Origin of the sequence: Zobellia nedashkovskayae, from assembly GCF_015330125.1 — a bacterium.
GTDB classification, from domain to species: domain Bacteria; phylum Bacteroidota; class Bacteroidia; order Flavobacteriales; family Flavobacteriaceae; genus Zobellia; species Zobellia nedashkovskayae.
In genome coordinates this window covers 3,867,739-3,886,505 of sequence record NZ_JADDXR010000002.1, presented here as the reverse complement: position 1 = coordinate 3,886,505, position 18,767 = coordinate 3,867,739, and the positions used below count along the sequence as shown (strand labels likewise).

Annotated in this window: 17 protein-coding genes; 13 read left to right on the top strand and 4 right to left on the bottom strand. The window is 36.6% G+C overall.

All coding sequences use genetic code 11. From position 1 onward, the window contains the following. Positions 1 to 3 precede the first annotated feature (3 nt). Genes hypD through IWB64_RS15930 form a run of 3 tightly spaced genes read left to right on the top strand, consistent with a single transcriptional unit; the run spans position 4 to position 3,265 of the window. Positions 4 to 1,098, top strand: a complete 1,095-nt coding sequence (hypD, locus tag IWB64_RS15940; RefSeq protein WP_194534949.1) for a hydrogenase formation protein HypD — start codon at positions 4 to 6, stop codon at positions 1,096 to 1,098. A 9-nt stretch (positions 1,099 to 1,107) separates the two neighbouring features. Next, positions 1,108 to 2,169, top strand: coding sequence for a hydrogenase expression/formation protein HypE (gene hypE / locus IWB64_RS15935; RefSeq protein ID WP_226975914.1), 1,062 nt, complete (start codon positions 1,108 to 1,110; stop codon positions 2,167 to 2,169). A 1-nt stretch (position 2,170) separates the two neighbouring features. Further along, entirely contained in the window at positions 2,171 to 3,265 is a 1,095-nt protein-coding gene (locus tag IWB64_RS15930) for an NHL repeat-containing protein (RefSeq protein WP_194534948.1), read from the top strand. Here IWB64_RS15930 and IWB64_RS15925 read toward each other — a convergent pair. Continuing rightward, the gene (locus IWB64_RS15925; protein ID WP_194534947.1) at positions 3,262 to 3,966 is read right to left on the bottom strand and encodes an urease accessory protein UreH domain-containing protein; all 705 of its coding nucleotides are present in this window, start codon (positions 3,964 to 3,966) and stop codon (positions 3,262 to 3,264) included. The genes IWB64_RS15930 and IWB64_RS15925 overlap by 4 nt on opposite strands. Before the next feature lie 351 nt (positions 3,967 to 4,317). Between IWB64_RS15925 and IWB64_RS20460 the strand changes: the two genes are divergently transcribed. Continuing rightward, positions 4,318 to 4,578 (top strand): hypothetical protein, encoded by a 261-nt coding sequence (locus IWB64_RS20460; RefSeq protein WP_226975913.1) that lies wholly within the window; start codon positions 4,318 to 4,320, stop codon positions 4,576 to 4,578. Between the two features lie 207 nt (positions 4,579 to 4,785). On the opposite strand, the gene IWB64_RS15915 is transcribed toward IWB64_RS20460, so the two are convergent. Next, positions 4,786 to 5,946, bottom strand: a complete 1,161-nt coding sequence (locus tag IWB64_RS15915; RefSeq protein WP_194534946.1) for a hypothetical protein — start codon at positions 5,944 to 5,946, stop codon at positions 4,786 to 4,788. A gap of 549 nt (positions 5,947 to 6,495) precedes the next feature. Between IWB64_RS15915 and IWB64_RS15910 the strand changes: the two genes are divergently transcribed. Both IWB64_RS15910 and IWB64_RS15905 read left to right on the top strand, forming a co-directional pair. Further along, entirely contained in the window at positions 6,496 to 8,526 is a 2,031-nt protein-coding gene (locus tag IWB64_RS15910) for a tetratricopeptide repeat-containing sensor histidine kinase (RefSeq protein ID WP_194534945.1), read from the top strand. Between the two features lie 289 nt (positions 8,527 to 8,815). Then, the gene (locus IWB64_RS15905) at positions 8,816 to 10,336 is read left to right on the top strand and encodes a sulfatase family protein (protein ID WP_194534944.1); all 1,521 of its coding nucleotides are present in this window, start codon (positions 8,816 to 8,818) and stop codon (positions 10,334 to 10,336) included. 412 nt (positions 10,337 to 10,748) lie between these two features. Here the strand turns inward: IWB64_RS15905 and IWB64_RS15900 are convergent, their stop codons facing one another. After that, the gene (locus IWB64_RS15900) at positions 10,749 to 12,005 is read right to left on the bottom strand and encodes an aryl-sulfate sulfotransferase (protein ID WP_194534943.1); all 1,257 of its coding nucleotides are present in this window, start codon (positions 12,003 to 12,005) and stop codon (positions 10,749 to 10,751) included. A 283-nt stretch (positions 12,006 to 12,288) separates the two neighbouring features. On the opposite strand from IWB64_RS15900, the gene IWB64_RS15895 reads away from it, so the two are divergent. Both IWB64_RS15895 and IWB64_RS15890 read left to right on the top strand, forming a co-directional pair. Continuing rightward, complete coding sequence (locus tag IWB64_RS15895; protein ID WP_194534942.1) at positions 12,289 to 12,981, top strand: nitroreductase family protein; 693 nt, start codon at positions 12,289 to 12,291, stop codon at positions 12,979 to 12,981. Between the two features lie 136 nt (positions 12,982 to 13,117). Continuing rightward, positions 13,118 to 13,480 carry a hypothetical protein gene (locus tag IWB64_RS15890; RefSeq protein WP_194534941.1) on the top strand — a complete coding sequence of 121 codons (363 nt, stop codon included), beginning with the start codon at positions 13,118 to 13,120 and terminating at the stop codon, positions 13,478 to 13,480. A 286-nt stretch (positions 13,481 to 13,766) separates the two neighbouring features. On the opposite strand, the gene IWB64_RS15885 is transcribed toward IWB64_RS15890, so the two are convergent. Further along, a complete protein-coding gene (locus tag IWB64_RS15885) occupies positions 13,767 to 14,222 on the bottom strand; it encodes a MarR family winged helix-turn-helix transcriptional regulator (RefSeq protein ID WP_226975912.1) in 456 nt (151 codons plus the stop codon). A gap of 105 nt (positions 14,223 to 14,327) precedes the next feature. Between IWB64_RS15885 and IWB64_RS15880 the strand changes: the two genes are divergently transcribed. From IWB64_RS15880 to IWB64_RS15860, 5 genes are all read left to right on the top strand, one after another. Further along, entirely contained in the window at positions 14,328 to 15,302 is a 975-nt protein-coding gene (locus tag IWB64_RS15880) for a quinone oxidoreductase family protein (protein WP_194534940.1), read from the top strand. A gap of 9 nt (positions 15,303 to 15,311) precedes the next feature. Further along, complete coding sequence (locus tag IWB64_RS15875; RefSeq protein ID WP_194534939.1) at positions 15,312 to 16,373, top strand: Glu/Leu/Phe/Val dehydrogenase; 1,062 nt, start codon at positions 15,312 to 15,314, stop codon at positions 16,371 to 16,373. Between the two features lie 6 nt (positions 16,374 to 16,379). After that, positions 16,380 to 16,700 carry a DUF1330 domain-containing protein gene (locus IWB64_RS15870; RefSeq protein WP_194530527.1) on the top strand — a complete coding sequence of 107 codons (321 nt, stop codon included), beginning with the start codon at positions 16,380 to 16,382 and terminating at the stop codon, positions 16,698 to 16,700. 301 nt (positions 16,701 to 17,001) lie between these two features. Beyond that, positions 17,002 to 17,622, top strand: coding sequence for a hypothetical protein (locus tag IWB64_RS15865; RefSeq protein WP_194534938.1), 621 nt, complete (start codon positions 17,002 to 17,004; stop codon positions 17,620 to 17,622). Beyond that, complete coding sequence (locus IWB64_RS15860) at positions 17,622 to 18,668, top strand: alpha/beta fold hydrolase (protein WP_194534937.1); 1,047 nt, start codon at positions 17,622 to 17,624, stop codon at positions 18,666 to 18,668. Before IWB64_RS15865 ends, IWB64_RS15860 begins: the two co-directional genes overlap by 1 nt. Positions 18,669 to 18,767 lie beyond the last annotated feature (99 nt).

Below are 18,767 nucleotides of genomic sequence, written 5' to 3'. Positions count from 1 at the left end.
ACTATGAAATATATGTCGGAATACCGTGACCCAGAGTTAGCAAAAAAAATTTTAGAAGAAATAAAAAGAACCGTTTCCAGACCTTGGTCTATTATGGAAGTGTGTGGCGGACAAACACATAGCCTTGTGAAAAACGGTATTATTGAAATGTTGCCAGATAAGGTTACTATGATTCATGGGCCTGGTTGCCCGGTCTGTGTAACACCTTTAAATCTTATAGATAAAGCAATATATCTTGCCTTAGAAAAAGGAGTTATTCTTTGTTCTTTTGGAGACATGCTCCGTGTGCCGGGTTCCCAAAAAAACCTGTTGGAAGCTAAAGCTGAAGGCGGGGATGTTCGTATTCTATATTCTCCTTTAGAAGCTGTAAAAATTGCAGAGGACAATCCCGATAAAGAAGTAGTTTTCTTTGCCGTTGGTTTTGAAACTACAGCACCGGCAAATGCCTTATCTGTTATTCATGCCTACCGTAGAGGAGTTAATAATTATTCTATTTTGGCATCTCATGTATTGGTTCCGCCGGCCATGAAAGCAGTGATTGATGATGAAGAAAGTAAAATTGATGGATTTCTAGCGGCAGGTCATGTATGCACCATTATGGGAAATTCAGAATATTATCCCATATCTGCAGCATATAAAGTGCCTATTGTTGTTACCGGTTTTGAACCTTTGGATGTTTTGCAAGGTATTTTGATGGTCATCCGGCAATTAGAGCAAAGTAAATCTGAAGTTGAAAACCAATATGCACGTATTGTTCGTGAAGAGGGTAACCCTGAGGCTCAAAAAGTAATTAACGAAGTATTTGAAATTCGAAATCAAATGTGGCGAGGAATTGGTGAAATTCCCGATAGTGGATATGGCGTTCGTGAAAAGTATGCCCAATTTGATGCCACGCTTAAATATAATGTTACCATAGAAGAGGCTCCAGAAAATCCTTTATGTATCTCGGGTCAGATTATGAAAGGTATTAAAAAACCTTTTGAATGCACTCAATTTGGCAAAACCTGTAAACCTACTAATCCGCTAGGCGCACCCATGGTTAGTAGTGAAGGTGCCTGCGCGGCATACTACCACTTTTCCGGTCTAGTAGAAGCTTAATAAATCTAAATGTCAGAGAAAAATAAAATACGCATGCAGCTACAATGCCCCATGCCCAAACTTGAATTTGATGTTATCACTCTGGGTCATGGAAGTGGCGGTGTACTTACAAATAAACTTTTAGATAGCGGGGTTTTTGACTTACTCAGTAATGAAATTCTTGATGAACGTCATGATGGTGCTTTTATAGAACTAAATGGTAAAACTGCATTTTCTACAGATAGTTTTTTAGTCTCTCCCATCTTTTTTCCTGGAGGAAATATAGGTGAATTGGCCATTAACGGAACAATCAATGATTTGGCTATGTGCGGTGCTACTCCCAAATATCTTTCATTAAGTTTTATTATTGAAGAAGGGCTTCCTGTAAAAGAGTTTTGGGATATTCTTGTAGCTATAAAATTTGCTTGCGAAAAAGCAGGTGTACAGGTGGTTACCGGAGACACCAAAGTTGTTGAAAAAGGAAAGGGTGATAAAATATTTATCAATACTTCCGGCGTTGGCCCTATACATCCTAGAGCCAACATTAGTGCTAAAAATATAGCTATAGGAGATAAAATTATTATTAGTGGAAATATCGCTTCCCATGGAATGGCTATTATGTCTGTTCGCGAAGGTTTAGAGTTTGATTCTGAAATAGAAAGTGATACGACCAACCTAAATCATTCTATTATAAAATTAATAGAAGAGTTTGGCGAAAGTATTCATTTACTAACGGATCCTACGCGAGGTGGCGTCGCAACGGTACTCAAGGAAATTGCTCAATCCTCAGAGATTGGAATTGACTTATCTCAAAGAGATTTTCCAATAGACGAACAAGTAGCAAGTGCCTGCGAATTATTGGGGTTAGACCCTTTGTATGTTGCTAATGAAGGTTTATTTATTGCCTTCGTTTCCGCATCAAAAGCAGATGCTCTTTTAGCTGTATTACAGCAAGATGAAAATGGGAAAAATGCTCGAATTATAGGGAGGGTTGTAGAAGAACATCCCAAACAAGTGATAATGGAAAGTAATATCGGCGGTAAACGGGTTATAAGTATGTTACCTGGAGAACAATTACCAAGAATCTGTTAGTATGCAATTTGAAACACTAGGTAAACACGTTACCGATTCTTATATTTTTAAAGGTTCAGAGCAAATACCTTTCTTGGCACCAAGAGGAGTTTTTGTAGCCAAAAACCATTTATTTGTTTCTGATACCGGTAGAAATCGTGTTTTTATTTGGAAAGATTTACCCACGTCAGAATTCCAAGAACCCGATATTATATTAGGTCAGCCCCATGTTTCTGAAACGGGTAGAAACTCAGGTGGTAAGGTTACCGCAAATACTTTGCAATATCCTTCTGGCATATGGAGTAATGGCAACATTTTAATTGTGAGTGATGCTTGGAATCACCGTGTCTTAATTTGGCATGAGTTACCAACACGAAACGGACAACCAGCGGATGTTGTTATTGGTCAACCCGATTTCACTTCAAACGAACCCAATGTAAAGGGTATTGGAAATGACCCAACGGCAAAAACTTTAAACTGGCCCTACGGTGTATTCTCAGATGGAAAAAGCCTTTGGATTGCAGATACTGGAAATCGAAGAATTCTTTTCTATAATGAAATTCCGAAAACGAATTTTAAAGCTGCCGCTAAAGTAATCGGAAAAACTGATTTTACCACTCGTGATTATGAGAACAATGAACCTATTTGGCCCTATTCCGTGAAAGTAAATTCTAAGAAACAAATGGCTGTCTCGGATACGCAATTCTACCGAAACCTTATTTGGAATAATGCTGATGAAGCTTTGTCAAAACCAGCAGATGTTATCATTGGTCAAATAGATTTTGATGCTTGTGGACAGAACCAATTTGGTTTATTTCCCAGTTCCAAATCATTAAACTGGACGTATGATGCTTGTTTTTATAAAGATGGCCTTTTAGTAAACGACACTGGAAATAGTAGAATATTATGGTTTGAAACCATTCCGCAAAGCAACAATGAAAAAGCAACGGCTGTAATTGGAAAACGCGATTTTAAAACCGGGAGCGAAAATAAAGAAACGATGCACGGAACTTCTAGTTCGTTATACTGGCCTTTTTCAATAGTGACTCAAGAAAATAAATTGATAATCGCAGACACTGGAAATCATAGAGTTATCATAACTACCTTAAAGTTTTAATACCCTAAATACAACCAGTAGACACCGATTAGAATAGCAAAAACTCCACCAGAAAGACGAATGGTTTTATAAAGCGATTTACTTTGCCCTTTTGTATAATTCGTGATTTTTCCCAACAGAAAGGTATATATCGTCATGGCTAAAACAGTACCTAATGCAAAGCCTAAGATATACTGCATACTATCCAACTGATTTCTAAACCCAAGTACTGGTAACAAAAGCATAAAATGAGCAATTCCAGCAAGACCGTGAAGAGTACCTATCCCAAAAGAAGACCACATGTTTTGTTTTACTTTTTTAGTATGCGCATGAGAATGTTCCAATTTGCTAGTATTATGTTCGTGTTCATGAACATGAATATAAGGTTCCTTTCCATCATGAACATGAGGATGTTTGTGCCCTTTATGTTTAAAGAAGATGCTAAAAAATGCCCAGATTCCTACAGCTATTAGAACAATACCTACTAATTGCTCACTATGTTCAGATATTTTTTCTAAAGGAATATACTCTTTAAACAAAAGAAATAGCATGCCAATTAGTAGCATTCCCGTTAGATGTCCAAAACCCCAGAACAACCCAATTTTCCAAACTTTACGCTTGGTTTCAATAGCTAAGGGCGTAACTGCAGCTAAATGATCTGGACCTGAAATAACATGTAGCACAGAAGCTGCAATACCTGCAAATAGAGGAAAGCTAACCATGTAGTATATCAATTGCTTTTAAACCTTCTTGCTTTATCTCTGCAATATCAAGTGAAGAATGATTGTGCAAATCTTGAAGATTCATAAATGTTGGTATGAGAATTATTTTTATTCAATATAGTAATTTTATCAAACAAAATTCTGATTATTTGCAGCTACTTTTAACCAAAAATTAGGTGGTGTAGTAAGGAATTATTTGAAATAATAAGATTTTACTGCTTTTTCACCCTATGGATAATTCTCCTGTTGGTGATAACAGTTGGCACACGCACAGTTAATAGTGCTGTATCCGAAGTCATATTAGCACATAAAGGGGTGTTGGTATTTGACGTCTTTAAACGATATTGATAGTTGTTTTTAGCTATACCTGGCTTTTTAACCATTAATGTAGTGGTTTGTGTTCCAAAATACGCAGCACCATTTGTGATGGCATTAAATGTAGTCCCGTTGTCTTTACTTAGCTATCATTGGTTGGTGCTACTTCTTTACCAATTGCAATATCCACTCCTCTTTCAATCTATGATTAGGAACATCAGTTTGTTCTCCCCTATTGAGCGCATGCCAAGATGGGCGCAATTTATTACGGATTTAATATCAAAAAGTACTTTGTAGAAGTCATACACATGGTTATGCTTAAGGGGTCTGGTTTTATGGATATTCTCCCTCACCTACTAAAAACCTCGCTTTTTGCTATTATTATGAATGGATTGGCAGTTTGGAGATACAAAAAGACAACGTAAATCTATTCATCATCAATATTTTGTAATATCTCCAAATGAAATCTTTTTTAAAGTAGAACGCCAATATTAAAACCTTTTCTTAGTCTTCAAGTAAAGTCTCCAAATTCAATGTTTTTAATTGCTCCCAAAGCTCTTCTGGCGTAAGGTTTATTGCTTCTGCTTTTACTGTAAACCGCTGGTTAGAATTATAGGTAATAAGTGTCTTTGCCTCCTTTTGGTCATAATCAGTAATCACCCGTTTATCACCTATTTTAGAAGCGCTCTTATAGCCTGTTTCATTTTCATCCCTCCAATCGCGACTAGCCATGTCCTCCATTAAAGTAAACACACTTGAAGCTTCCTTATTAGCAGCGCAATCTACAATGGTAAGGTCTATTGTTTTCTGACCTTTTTCAAAAATCATATTTATATTGTTCGTAGTTGGCAAACGCTCTAATTCTTTACCGATTTCAAAACTGGCCCTTTTTAAATTTCCTAACTTCTTGGGTAACCAATTTTCATATTTTACCTTTGCAATTGGCTTAAGTATCATAAGTTGCTGCTCTTTTTCCAATAGCTCATCATTTGCCCAGTAGTTTAGATACCAATGTATACTGTCCGGAATTTTATCTACAGATTTAATTTTTATGATTTTTGGCAAACTGCCCTTTTCTGTGCCATTATCCCACTCTTCCATTTCTTCCAAGGTAGTGGACACTAGATTCCATCCTTTTGAAAACTGAAGGTCATATGTGGTTATTTTATCAAAACTGTAGGCTCCCTCCCATTCCGTTTTTTCTACACAAGTTGTATTTGCACTAGTTTCCGAATCACTAAATACCCAATATAGGGTCGTTCCCAGTTGATCTTTTCTATGCTCTTGGTCCTTTTGTGTCGAAGGTATTATGCTTCCTACACGTTGACCATATTTATGTACGTAGATATAATCTACTTTAACCAATTTTGCATTATCATTAGAGGAAACTGCATCAGGGTCCTTACAAAAAGAACCTCCTGCCATTTCTTGAATTGATGTCATGTACATATCACTATTTTCTATGGTATCTAGGTTCATTTCGGGCCAAGTAAAATGGATGTTTCCATCTTCGGCAACCTTGCCTACCGTTAAAGGATTTTCGTATCCAAAAGAAGCGACTTTAATTTCTATTTCCCCTTTCGTGTAATTTTCTATTTGCTGCGCAATACAGACTTGAAATGACATATATACGAATAGGAATATTACTGATTTATTAGTATTCATTATGCTTATTTTATAAATTAAACCATTATTAATTAACATGTTAAGATAGTAATCTTACAATTAGTGTTTAATTTTTTCTTTTGTTAACATCTAAGCGTATTTAATTTTTATTAGCACTCAATTAACGACTGCCAATTACATAGTTTCGTCTCCCTCTTAAAAATAAGGTATAAGGTTTTAGAAATTAATAGGTAATTCAATTTAACTATGTTTAAAAATAGCCAAGAAGAGTTGGGAGCCGCGTAGATAGGAGTTATAATATTTTATCATTCCATTTGTACCATTGTCATGGGACATTTTAATTAATATAAGATTTTTTATTATTCGCTACATATTTTATTTAATTTTCACTTATATAAAAGAAAATAACATTTTCATAGTCAGTTTGATCAATAATCCTTTTAAATAATAAGAAGTTGACAACACCTTTTTATAATGTTATAGTCGTCTAATGTTATAATTAATCTAAAATTAAACAGGCCAATTAAAATCTGCCTAATTCAATATTAATTAATGAAGTACTCTATACTTTATAAGTTTCGTTGTATAATGCTTCTTATTATAGCATTCTATGCATCTTCTTATACTTCTATTCCAGAGCATACGTATAAAGAAGACTTGGCAGAACTTAAGCGAATGAAAGCGGCCAAAAATTTTAGTGCAGAAAGTGAAAAGTATATAGATTTACTTATTAGACTTGGAGATGATTCTTATTTATATGTACCAGATAGCACAACAGTTTTTCTAGATGAAGCTTATGAATTGAGTGAGAAACTAAGCTATTTTAAAGGACAGTGTGGTGCATTGAATGGTTTAGGAAATTATTATACATTTAATGGCAATCTAGATTTAGCTAATGAAAAACTAAAAGAATCTCTTGCTATAGCAAATACCCACAACTTGTTAAATGAGAAACTTGATGCTTTAAACCTTATAGGACTTGCGCTATGGCAAGAAGGGAAAAATGGAATAGCTCTTACCAAATTTCTAGAGGCGTTGCCAATTGCTGAAAAGGTTAATGATGTTTATATGATGGGGGCAATTTATGATAACATTGCCTTATTGTACGACGATAATAAAGACTATGATACGGCTTTATTATTCAATGAAAAATCACGTCAAATTAGTATAAAAAACAATTTAGATATTGCTCTGGCCCAGACATTACTAAATATGGCTGTAATGTATAATAAGCAAGAAAAGTATACTATAGCCAGTAAAAATGTGGATCAGTGTATAAACATTTTCAAAAAAACAAATCATTTTGATTGGTTAGGATATAGCTATCAGGAAAAAGGAAGTATTATTCTTAATCAGCATAACTATAAAGAAGCTCAAGAATGGTTTAAGAAATCTTTGAAAATTTTTGATGAAATTGATTTGAATATTGGTTATGCTAGAACTTATATGGGTATGGCAAGGTCTTATTTAGGACTCTTAGACTTAGACAAAGCAGAGAATTTTGGTCTTAAAGCCCTTAAAATATCCGAAGAACTAAAAGTATTTACTGATCTAATGGAGTCCAATTTAGTGTTGTCCCAAATTTATCATGAAAAAGGAGAACCCTTAAAAGCATATGAATATTTAACCGAATATTTAAGATTATTTAAAAAGTCTTCTGCAGAGAATTATCAAAAAGGACTGGGGGTTCTTAAAAGTGAAATAAAATTTGAAAATCAAAAGAAGTTACTAATCCAAGAAAATAAATCAGCTATTGCGCAACAGAGGCTATACATTTTTGCGGCATTTGCAGCATCAGTGGTATTGGCAATTTTTCTAATATCCTTAAATAAGACACATAAAATTCAAAAGAAGCTCAATAAGCAATTACAAATAAAACAAGAAGATTTAATTAAACGTGAATCGGAACTGCAGGAGGCTAACGAGACTAAAGACAAGCTGTTCTCGGTTATTGCACATGATTTAAGAGGTCCTATAAATTCATTTCATTCCTTACTAAAATTATATGTTGAAAATGGTTTATCAAAAGAACAAATCGACACAGTTTTACCAAAGGCCCTCCACAATATACAAGGGATATCGGATATGCTCAACAATCTCTTAATATGGGGTAAAACACAATTGAACGGAACTATAATTAAGCCAAGTAATGTAGATTTAAGAGTATTGGTTAATGAAAACATTGAACTAATGAAGCCCCTAGCAATTAAAAAATCAATAACCCTATTGAACAATCTTCCTGAAAATATCATAAGTTTCAGTGATCGCGATCTTATAGATATTGTACTAAGAAATTTAATAAGTAACGCTGTAAAGTTCACTAACGAAAATGGTAAAGTGAACATTAATGTTGTTGAAATGAGCCATAAATATCAGATTGAAGTTAAGGACAATGGGGTTGGTATGGCGCAGGAAAACCAATCAAATCTCTTTGATAAGAACCATACCAAGACCTCCCATGGCACCAATAATGAAAAAGGTACGGGATTAGGTTTGTCCCTAAGTAAAGAAATGGTAGAAAGCAATGGCGGTACCATATGGGTTGAAAGTGAGTTAAATGTAGGAACCTCCATCTTTTTTACGGTTCCATTTAGGTCTCAAAATAATGATGGTGTATAGAACATAACCCTGATGCTGCTCAGCTGTAAGCCATAAAAAAAAGTTACTACTTTTTAACCCTATTCGTAATTCTTCTGTTGGCGTGAACTTCTTCTGCTTATGTGTACGCACAGAAAACTAATATTTACCACAACTATCCAAATATCTATCAAACAAAAGCGTGGAACGGGTAAAACGAACCAAAACATTCACAAATTAAAACGTGTATATTTTACAATTGTTTTTTTTAAACGTATTTTGTACCGTTGAATGTATCCTACATTCGTATATGAACTTACCTTAAGTACCCATGAGTTATCGTAAATATGTTACTTATTTTTCCTTTTTATTGCTACCTTTTTTATTAAACAGTCAGGATGATAAAACAGCAAGCGAAACCGCCCAAAAACCCAACATTGTATTTATAATTGCAGATGATGTTAACTGGGATGATATTGGCCCATACGGTCATAAAAATATTAGAACACCTCATTTAGACCAATTGGCACAAGACGGTATGTTGTTTACCAATGCCTTTTTAACCACAAGCTCGTGTAGCCCAAGTAGAACCAGTATTATTTCTGGACTGTACCCGCATAATACGGACGCAGAACAATTGGCCTGGCCATTACCGGAAGAGAAAAAGACTTTTGTTCAAGAGCTAAAAAATGCAGGATATTGGACCGGTTTGGCCGGAAAATATCACATGGGTGAATATGTAAATGATGATTTTAATGTATTGTGGGAAATGCAATGGAATGACAACATTGGATTAAAAGGTCTGGACAGAAGATTAGTTGGTGATGGTAGTGGTTGTGATGATTGGATCAAGCTGTTGCAAGAAAGACCAAAAGACCAGCCTTTTTTTACGTGGTTAGCCTCTGCTGATGCCCACAGACCTTTTTATGAAGGTATTATTGAGAATCCACACGGACCGGAAGATGTGATTTTACCGCCTTATGTGCCTAATACCGAAGGGGTTAAAAAGGACTTTGCTCTGTACTACGATGAGGTTTCTAGAATGGATGAGTATATCGGTAAAGTTGTGGCGGAATTAGAAGCGCAGAACGTAGCCGATAATACCATTATACTTTTTGTTTCGGATAACGGAAGGGCTTTTCCAAGAGATAAAACTACGTTATACGAAGGTGGAATAAAAACCCCTTGGATTATAAAATGGCCTGCAAAAATTAAAGGCGGGCAAACCAATACAGAATTGGTAAGTGCTGTGGATATAGCACCAACTTTTATGCAAATGGCAGGATTGGAACCCTTACAGGAGTTTGATGGCTTTAGTTTTATGCCCTTGTTGGAGAACAATGATATACCGATTCGTGATGAAATATATGCCGAAGACCATTTTCATGATTATGAAGATTATACCAGAGCGGTACGTACCAAACAATTCAAATACATCAAGAATTACTATGCAGATTTGCCGAATACGCCTTCTGCGGATATTATTAGAGGATTAGGGTGGCAAAGCATGCTTGAGGAAAAAGAAAAAGGGACGTTAAACGAGGCACAACTTAAATGCTTTATAGCCCCTAGAGATACCGATGAACTTTTTGATATCATTAAAGATCCGTACGAACTGAATAACTTGGCTAGTAACCTAGAATATAGTAGCGTATTAGAAGACATGAAATCTAGATTGGAGAAAATAAGAACGGCCACCAATGATATACTTCCTACGGAAAGAACTCCAGACGATTTCTTCAGGGAAACAGGATTACCTACCAAATATCGCATACGTCCAAGACCTTCTAAAGCAGTGTATATGAAAGCCCGTGCAGAAGGTAGAGTTTTGGTGAACCCAGATTTTAAGTGATGCTGGTAAAAAGTGCCTAAACCTTGTTATATAATAATTAAAATGGAAGGTATTTCTAAATGTTCTATTGTAAAATAAATACTTTACGTTATAGGTATGGTCATTCTTAAATGCTACAAGCTCCTTATCTAGTTTTTCACCAATTGCAATATCCACTACTCTTTCAAACCTATTAAAAACAACGCTCTATGCTGTTATCATGAACGCAGTAGCAGTTTAGAGGTATAAAAAAATAGCATAGTTTACACCAAACCTGAAAAAGGATACTTCTGTTCTATTTCTGAAGATTAGAATTAATTCCAATTGGCAAAATAATTCTCATGTATGAAAACTATTGAAACAAAAAAAGCTTCGATATTTCTACCAAAGCTTTTTACAATTACCAACTAAACAAAACTCAAATAATTCACTTCTATAAGCCCAATGCCGTCATTGCAGGATCGTCTATCTCAAAGGCATACACACGCCATGGTCTATTTATATCCGTAGTTTGCCATAAGACCTCACCATTTGCATTTACCTCCCAAATGGTTCCGGAGCCTTCTGCGATCAATGTATTGCCATTGCTCGTACGCACAGCGCCACCAATGGTTAAGCTATATAAATCCGGATCCGTAAACTCCCATATAACTGCGGGTTCGTTATCTTGGCCAGCTACCAATTGATAAGGCGGACTTAATTGATACTCAACAATAGCAGATTGCCCATCGTATATATTATTAGCGAAAACCAACATTTTATCATCATCAAAAAGGTTAGGGTAATGCACTCGGTTTAAGGTTACATCTCCAATATTATCATATGCAAGCGGATTACCGAAACGATATACTAAATCACCTCCTAAACCATAATCTCCACCATCGCTTGTTGCTGCCTCTTCTGTAGTTGTACTGTGATCTATTACCCAAACTTCACTGTAATAGTTAATGGTTATATACAAAAGGTCATTTGTTTCGTCTAAAGTTAGACCGTTTGCATGCGTAATATCACCATCGTCTTGACTGCTGTTGTAGTTAATATTTATTTTATTAGGATTATCTACTACTACCCCATAATTATCTTTAGTGCTATCATTATCTTGAACTACATGATCTGTAAAATGCCATTCCCAAACTATCTCTTGAGTAAGCGGATTCATTTCAACCACAGCATCCGGATAAATGTCAAAGTTTTCCGAAAAACCCATTTGAATTGCATCATCGGAATCTATTTTTTCCCAAACAAGAAAAATGATATTGCCGTTTGAAAGGTAATTGACATCATGATGGGAAATATAAGTATCACTCGAATAAGTGAACTCCCAATCCGTAGTCTGATCTGCATTGATCTTTATGAATTTACCACCATAACCACCAAAAGTAATTCTGGCATTATTGGTCTGTTGAATAGCCACTAAACTACCATCACTTTGTAATTCCGCATCATCACCCAAAGGGTCAATATCCCATTCAAACAACGTATCACCATCATGGTTGATAATTGAGACCCCGTCATCTGGATCAATTGCCATTATATACGTATTGGTATCAATACCACTACTGTCTTCCGTAGTGTCCGTTTCATCTTCCGTAATGCTGGTGGTATCTACATCATCACTGCTACAAGAGGATACAAGTAGAAACAGAATCAATAACGAGGCATAGCTGAACTTACTTTTTAATTTCTTCATTTTAATCGAATTTTAGGGGTGTTATTCTTATGAAGCACAACCAGGCCGTGCCTTACATTTGTTTCATTAGAACATAAAACTAGCATAGAGTTTAAGACTAAAACTGACTTTTCAGCCAATGGTGAGCATCACTCTGTATATGAACCGTTTTAAACTGCGAATAAAATCGGGTGTATGTTGTACCTTAATTTATAGTAAGAAACCTAGGTGAAAAAGCTTAGAATACAAGGATTTAAAAAATCGATATCTTTGGGAAACGCATTTGAATAAATACACCAACGCAATGGCAACCGAACCTTATATTATCATTAACGGTCACAAGCATGTACGCTACCAAGAAAATGTACTCTCCCAAAAAGAACTGCTAAAACAAAGTCAGGCACTCTATTCTCATTTGAACAAAAGACGATCGGTTCGGGAATATGCGGATACCCCTGTACCTAAGGAAGTTATAGAGACTTTAATAAAAACAGCTTCAACAGCTCCTTCTGGTGCCCATAAACAACCTTGGACATTCTGTGCGGTCTCCAACCCTGCCCTTAAAACCAAGATTAAGGAAGCTGCCGAGGCCGAAGAAAAGGAAAGCTACGAAAGCCGAATGAGCGACCGATGGAAGAAAGACTTGCAACCGATGGGTACGAATATGTACAAACCTTTTTTAGAGATTGCTCCTTGGTTGATCATTGTTTTTAAAAAAGTGCATGACCTTGGTGATGAAGGCGAAAAACTGAATAATTACTACGTAAATGAATCTGTGGGTATTGCCTGTGGCATGCTTATCACCGCTATTCATAATGCAGGTTTAGTTACGTTGACCCATACCCCAAGCCCTATGAATTTCTTGGCGAAGCTATTAAACCGACCCAGTAATGAACGTGCTTTTTTATTATTGCCCGTAGGCTATCCAAAATCGCCGACCTACGTGCCGGATATTAAAAGAAAGTCGTTAGATGATGTTGCGGAGTTCTATGAGTAATGTCTGAAGGTTTCATAAGCCGCTTGTAACAGTGTCACTATTTTTACGGAATGAGCCCGGCGAAGTGGCTACGAACGTCTATTTTCCGTGATATACATAAACTACATATATAAATACATCACATTAAACGGGAAAAATGACCAAAGACGAATTATTAGGAAAAGAGATGAGCAACCTCTATGCCATAGCGAAACAGGTAAACCACTATTTTAACGGGAGCGATATCAGTTTTCTAGAGAGTAGAATGCAAAATCTATTAAGCAACTACGTAAAGTTTAGTTGCACACATGAGGAACAGACGTCCGAAATGCTCCGAAAACTTCATGTGAACCCTGGTAACACCATAGATTCCATTGTGAATGAAATGACAGAAAATCTGGACAAAATCGTTAAAAGCGACCTTAGTGATTCGGTAAAACAGTTGAGCTACGAGCTGTCTCTGAACCGACTTATTTCATATCATAGAGCCAATATTGAAAATATTCAGCATTTGTTGTAAATAAAAAATATCTGTTAGTTCCGCCGGAGCCGTTTAATATTAATCCGCTTTAGTCAAACGCTTATTTTACAGTCACGTCACAGATATAGACTATTAATCTTTAGCTTTAATTGTAATATTTTAAATTACACTAATACAAATACTTAAGCTCACATATAATTCTATAAAAGTAATACTTCTTATTAATTTTTTAGTATCGTCCTATCCAAATCTTTGGTTGTAATTTTAGAGGTAATAAAGGATGTCGTTACGCGAAGTTTCGGAATTTTAAGAGTAGCTAAATTGCTCAGCTTATAACGTCCTTCTCTAGCGAAGTATTTTTCTCTAAAAGAAACTGAATCCTATCCATGAGGTTGGCAAGTTCTACAGTCTCTTTATTATCTAGATTGCTAATATTTGAGGCTACTAGTTCCGTAGAACGACTATCCAGTTTTTGATATTCCGCTCTTCCCTTTTCGGTTAAGTTAATTACGTACGCACGTTTGTCCGTTGCGGAGCGTGATTTTGTCAAAAGGGAGTTAGAAATCAATTTTTTGATTACCCTGCTCAAATATCCCTCGTCCAGCTTCAACTTTTTATTGATTTCCGTTGCCGTGGTGTTCGGTGTGGCATTCACTTCATTGATGATGTGTGCTTCCGTAAGCGTAAAACCACTCTTGACTACGGTATTCTCCAATAGCCCTATCGCCCTAACATAATATCTATTGAATGCCCGTATCCGATCTATCGTTTCTAATCTCATAATCCAAATCTACATTAATTACTTGCTTTTGTCAAGTATTAATTTTTATATTTGCCTAAAGCAAGTATTTTATATTCCCTTTATAATTAATCCGAAAACAAGAATATGGCAAAAGCTATTCAAATATCCAGTTATGGTGCTCCAGAGGTATTAAAATTAACAGACCTCTCTCCCATCACACCTAAACCAGATGAAATAGTGATTCGGCAAACGGTAATCGGTATTAATTTTCATGATATTTATGTACGTTCCGGATTATATAAAACACTCTCTTTACCAGGAATTCCTGGAATTGAAGGTGCCGGCGTCATTACAAAAATTGGCAGTGAGGTTACTTCTTTTTCTATAGGCGACCGTGTTGCGTACATTACTTCCGGTTACGGCGGTTATGCTTCTGAACGAAGTCTTCCTGCAGCTATAGCTGTCCCCATTCCCGACGATATTAGTGATGTTACCGCTGCCTCGGTCATTCTTAAAGGGCTAACGGTACAAATGCTTGCGAATAAAGTGGCCCGGATTCAAAAAGGTAATGCTATTCTTGTTCATGCTGCTGCAGGCGGTGTAGGTCAGCTTTTGGTTCAGGAAGCAAAAAACAGGGGCGCAATGGTTTTGGGTACAGTAGGGTCCGATGTCAAGGCCGAAATCGCAAAAAATAAGGGCTGTGACCATATTATACGGTACAGGGAAGAAAATGTCTATGACCGCGTTATGGATATTACCAACGGTACAGGCCTGAGAATCATATACGATAGTGTTGGGAAAGATACTTTTTACGATTCACTGGCTTCCCTAGATTTTGGAGGTCATTTGGTGAATTTTGGACAATCATCAGGACCTATCGAAAATTTTGAGGTTTCTATGCTGGCCAAGAAATCCGCTACCCTTTCCCGTCCTATGATTTTTCATTATGTCCGCAAACGGCAAGAACTTTTGCATATGAGCCAGACCCTCTTTAAGGCAATTGAAAAGGGCGACATCAAAACTACCGAACCACTTCAAATGCCATTGAAAGAGGCTTCGAAAGCACACGAGCTCCTAGCCTCTAGAACACTCACCCAATCCATTGTACTCATTCCATAAACTAACAATATGTCCGTTTTCAACCACAAAGATTTTAACGCCCATGAGCAAGTAATATATTGTCATGACGCCAGTGTGGGCCTACATGCCATAATCGCCATACATAATACCGCTTTAGGCCCTGCAGCGGGAGGATGCCGCATGTATCCCTACGAAACCTATGACGATGCACTTACAGATGTACTTCGTCTCTCAGAAGGCATGAGCTATAAAAATGCCATCGCAGGACTGCCATTGGGCGGCGGCAAATGTGTTATTATTGCCGACCCCAACACGCCGAATAAAAGGCAATTGTTACGGGCGTTCTCAAAACATGTCCAGCATTTAAACGGAAGGTATTGGACCGCTATTGATGTAGGTGTCGGTCCTGAAGATGCAGATGTATTAGCTGAAAATTGCGATTTTATATTTGCCAGGGCAAGCCAATACCCTACTGGTTTCAACCCCTCTTTGTTTACCGCTTTTGGTGGATTTACAGGCATCAGAGCCGCGGCAATGCACCTATGGAACTCTACTGATCTATCACAAAAAAAGGTCGCTATTCAAGGGTTGGGAGCCACAGGAAGAGAATTATCCCGACTTTTGCATGAGGCAGGTGCACAATTGGTGGTGGCAGATGTAAATCAAGAAGCGGTGGATTTTGTTGTGAAAGCCTATGGAGCAACGGCCGTTTCCCCTAAAGAAATACATACTACCGAAGTAGATATTTTTGCTCCCTGTGCTATGGGTGCCATTATCAATGATGCTACCATCAATGAAATAAAGGCCAAAGGCATTTGCGGACTTGCCAATAATCAATTGGCTACCGCTGCACACGGAAAACAGCTTATGGAATTGGGAATTACCTATGTACCCGATTATGTTATCAATGCCGGTGGAATGATGGGTGCGGGATCTAGAATATTCTCAAAACCTACAATGGAAGACTCCAAAGAACGGGTTTCGGGTTTATACAATATCATCTTAAACCTTTTGAAAAAAGCGAAAAACGAAAAACGACCGACTTCTGAAGTGGCGGACGAAATTGCCAAAGACTGGATAAACCAAGCTAAGACCAACACAAATAAATAAAAACCTATGGCTACCTATGTAATTGCAATGATGACTATTCATGATTTTGAAACCTATCGAAAATATACCGATAGAACCCCTAAAACAGTGGAGAAATACGGAGGTAAATTCCTAACGCGTGGAGAAGCGGTTTCTACGGTAGAAGGAACACCGTACAATGATAGAATGGTAATTTTAGAGTTTCCTAATAGAAAGAGCGTAGATGATTGGTTTGCGGACCCTGAATACCAAGAGGCCGTAAAATACCGTCATGCTTCTTCTACAATGAATATGCTTTTAGTACAGGATGGTGGAGAAAACACTTTAAATCCCGACCCAAAAATTTAGGGTTTAAAGGTTCGGTTTTAGTAAGTTGATATCAGCTTAATCTACTTTTAACACCTTTCCTGAATACCCGGAAAACTTAGCAACCCTTGCAATACTTGCTATGTTAAAGTAAATTTTGATACATTGTAATTTCTAAATTGGTTACGGTTTTATTATTAGTAACTTGCCCTATTTTTTTGATTAGAACAGAAATATGTAAGATAATACAACTCATAAATCACTGTTAATTACTACTTAACAATATCACAATTAGCATTTGTTTTATTCTTCGCCTTATATATTTACGACTTAAAATCAAGAAATGATAAAACATCTACCCTTATTTCTTTTTTTAGGTTGTACCCATTTACAGGCCCAAAAGAAAGAACCATCAGAATTACCGGAATCTTTTTTAGACCGTACAGAATTCAAAGCAAGTTATTTTGGCAACCTCCTATGGAACAACGGAATTAACGTTGGTACCGAATACTTGTGGAAAGAGAATTCAAAGGTCAAAGAACGCAAAAGTGGCAACAAGACCATCACACATCAATTTTTACTGAATGGTAATTTGGGTGTTACCACCAATTTCTTCAACAACACAAATACGGGACTCTTTACGAACTACGGACTTACGTGGCGCAGAACAAATCATAAAGGAAAACAGATTAGTGTGGAGTTCAACCCTTTGGGCTATTACCGCTCATTTTTACCAGAAACGTACGAAGTTAACGGAGATGATGTTGATAAAGTTTTCTTAGCAGGCAGAGGGTATTACTCACCTTCACTCTCCATTGGTTTTGGAAAACAACGAAAAGGCAAAAAGCTCACAGGCCGTTATTTTAATGTAAACTTTTCTGTACGTACAGACTATAACGCAGGTTCTTTACCGGTGGTTTCTTTAGAATATGGATACCGTTTTAATTTTAAAAAGAAAAAATAATGCTAAGAACTACTCTAACCCGTATAACACCACTTCTTCTAGTAGTTGCATTATTTAGTCTTTTCTCTTGTTCTTCTGATGATGCGATAGATAATTTAAGTGAAACCTTTTTTGTGCGTCATGAAAATGCGGATATGCCCGCTTATGTTCATGGGAACGCTACAGAAAAAACATTCCTGATTGTATTGAATGGAGGTCCGGGAGGTTTTGGTTTAACCTACAGGACAGAAACATTCATAGAAACAATTGAAGAAAAGTATGCCGTAGTGTATTTTGACCAACGCGGTTCTGGTGTTTCCCAAGGCAAGTATTTAGAAAAGGAAGTGACTGTAGACCTAATGGCCGAGGATGTTTTAGCTTTGGCAAAGGTGATAAAAGAAAAATATGGAGACGATTCTAAATTAGTTTTAATGGGCCATAGCTGGGGAGGCACCTTAGGTACCGCTACCCTATTGAAAGGTCAAGAGGAGTTCATTGGTTGGATCGATGTAGATGGGGCTCACGACCCTAAAGGAATGTATTTGGAATATATTACCAACCACGCAAAAATAGCAAACGAACAAATAGTTTTAGATAATAGTGTTGACTATTGGGAAACGGTGTTGCAGTTAGTTGATAACGTTTCGCCTACTTATAACGAAGATAATTTTTTTGATTTAAATCGTGAAGCCTTTACAGCAGAAGAACAACTGGCTGAAGATGATATAATTAATGAGGAAAATTGGGAAGATGAAATTGGCGTTAACTACAACGTATTCATGGCCCTATGGAACTCTGGTCAAATTCTAAAAATATTGACAAACAACGGACTTTGGGAGGATATATCTTATACCGATAGACTTTCTGAAATTACCGTTCCATCTTTAATTATTACCGGAAAACATGACTTAATAGTTCCTACTAAATTTGCTCAAGAAGCGTTTGACAATATTGGGTCAGAAGACAAAGAGTTGCTAATTTTTGAACGATCAGGACATAATCCTATGGCTAGTGAAAAGGAACTGTTCGCAGCGGAAATCCTAGAGTTTATTGGTAAAATAAAGTAGTTGACTTAAGACTTTTTATAAATACAACATAACAAAATCCAATGTTAAATTGGGCTTTGTTATTTTATACATCTGAAAAACTAGCGTACGACTTTAAAA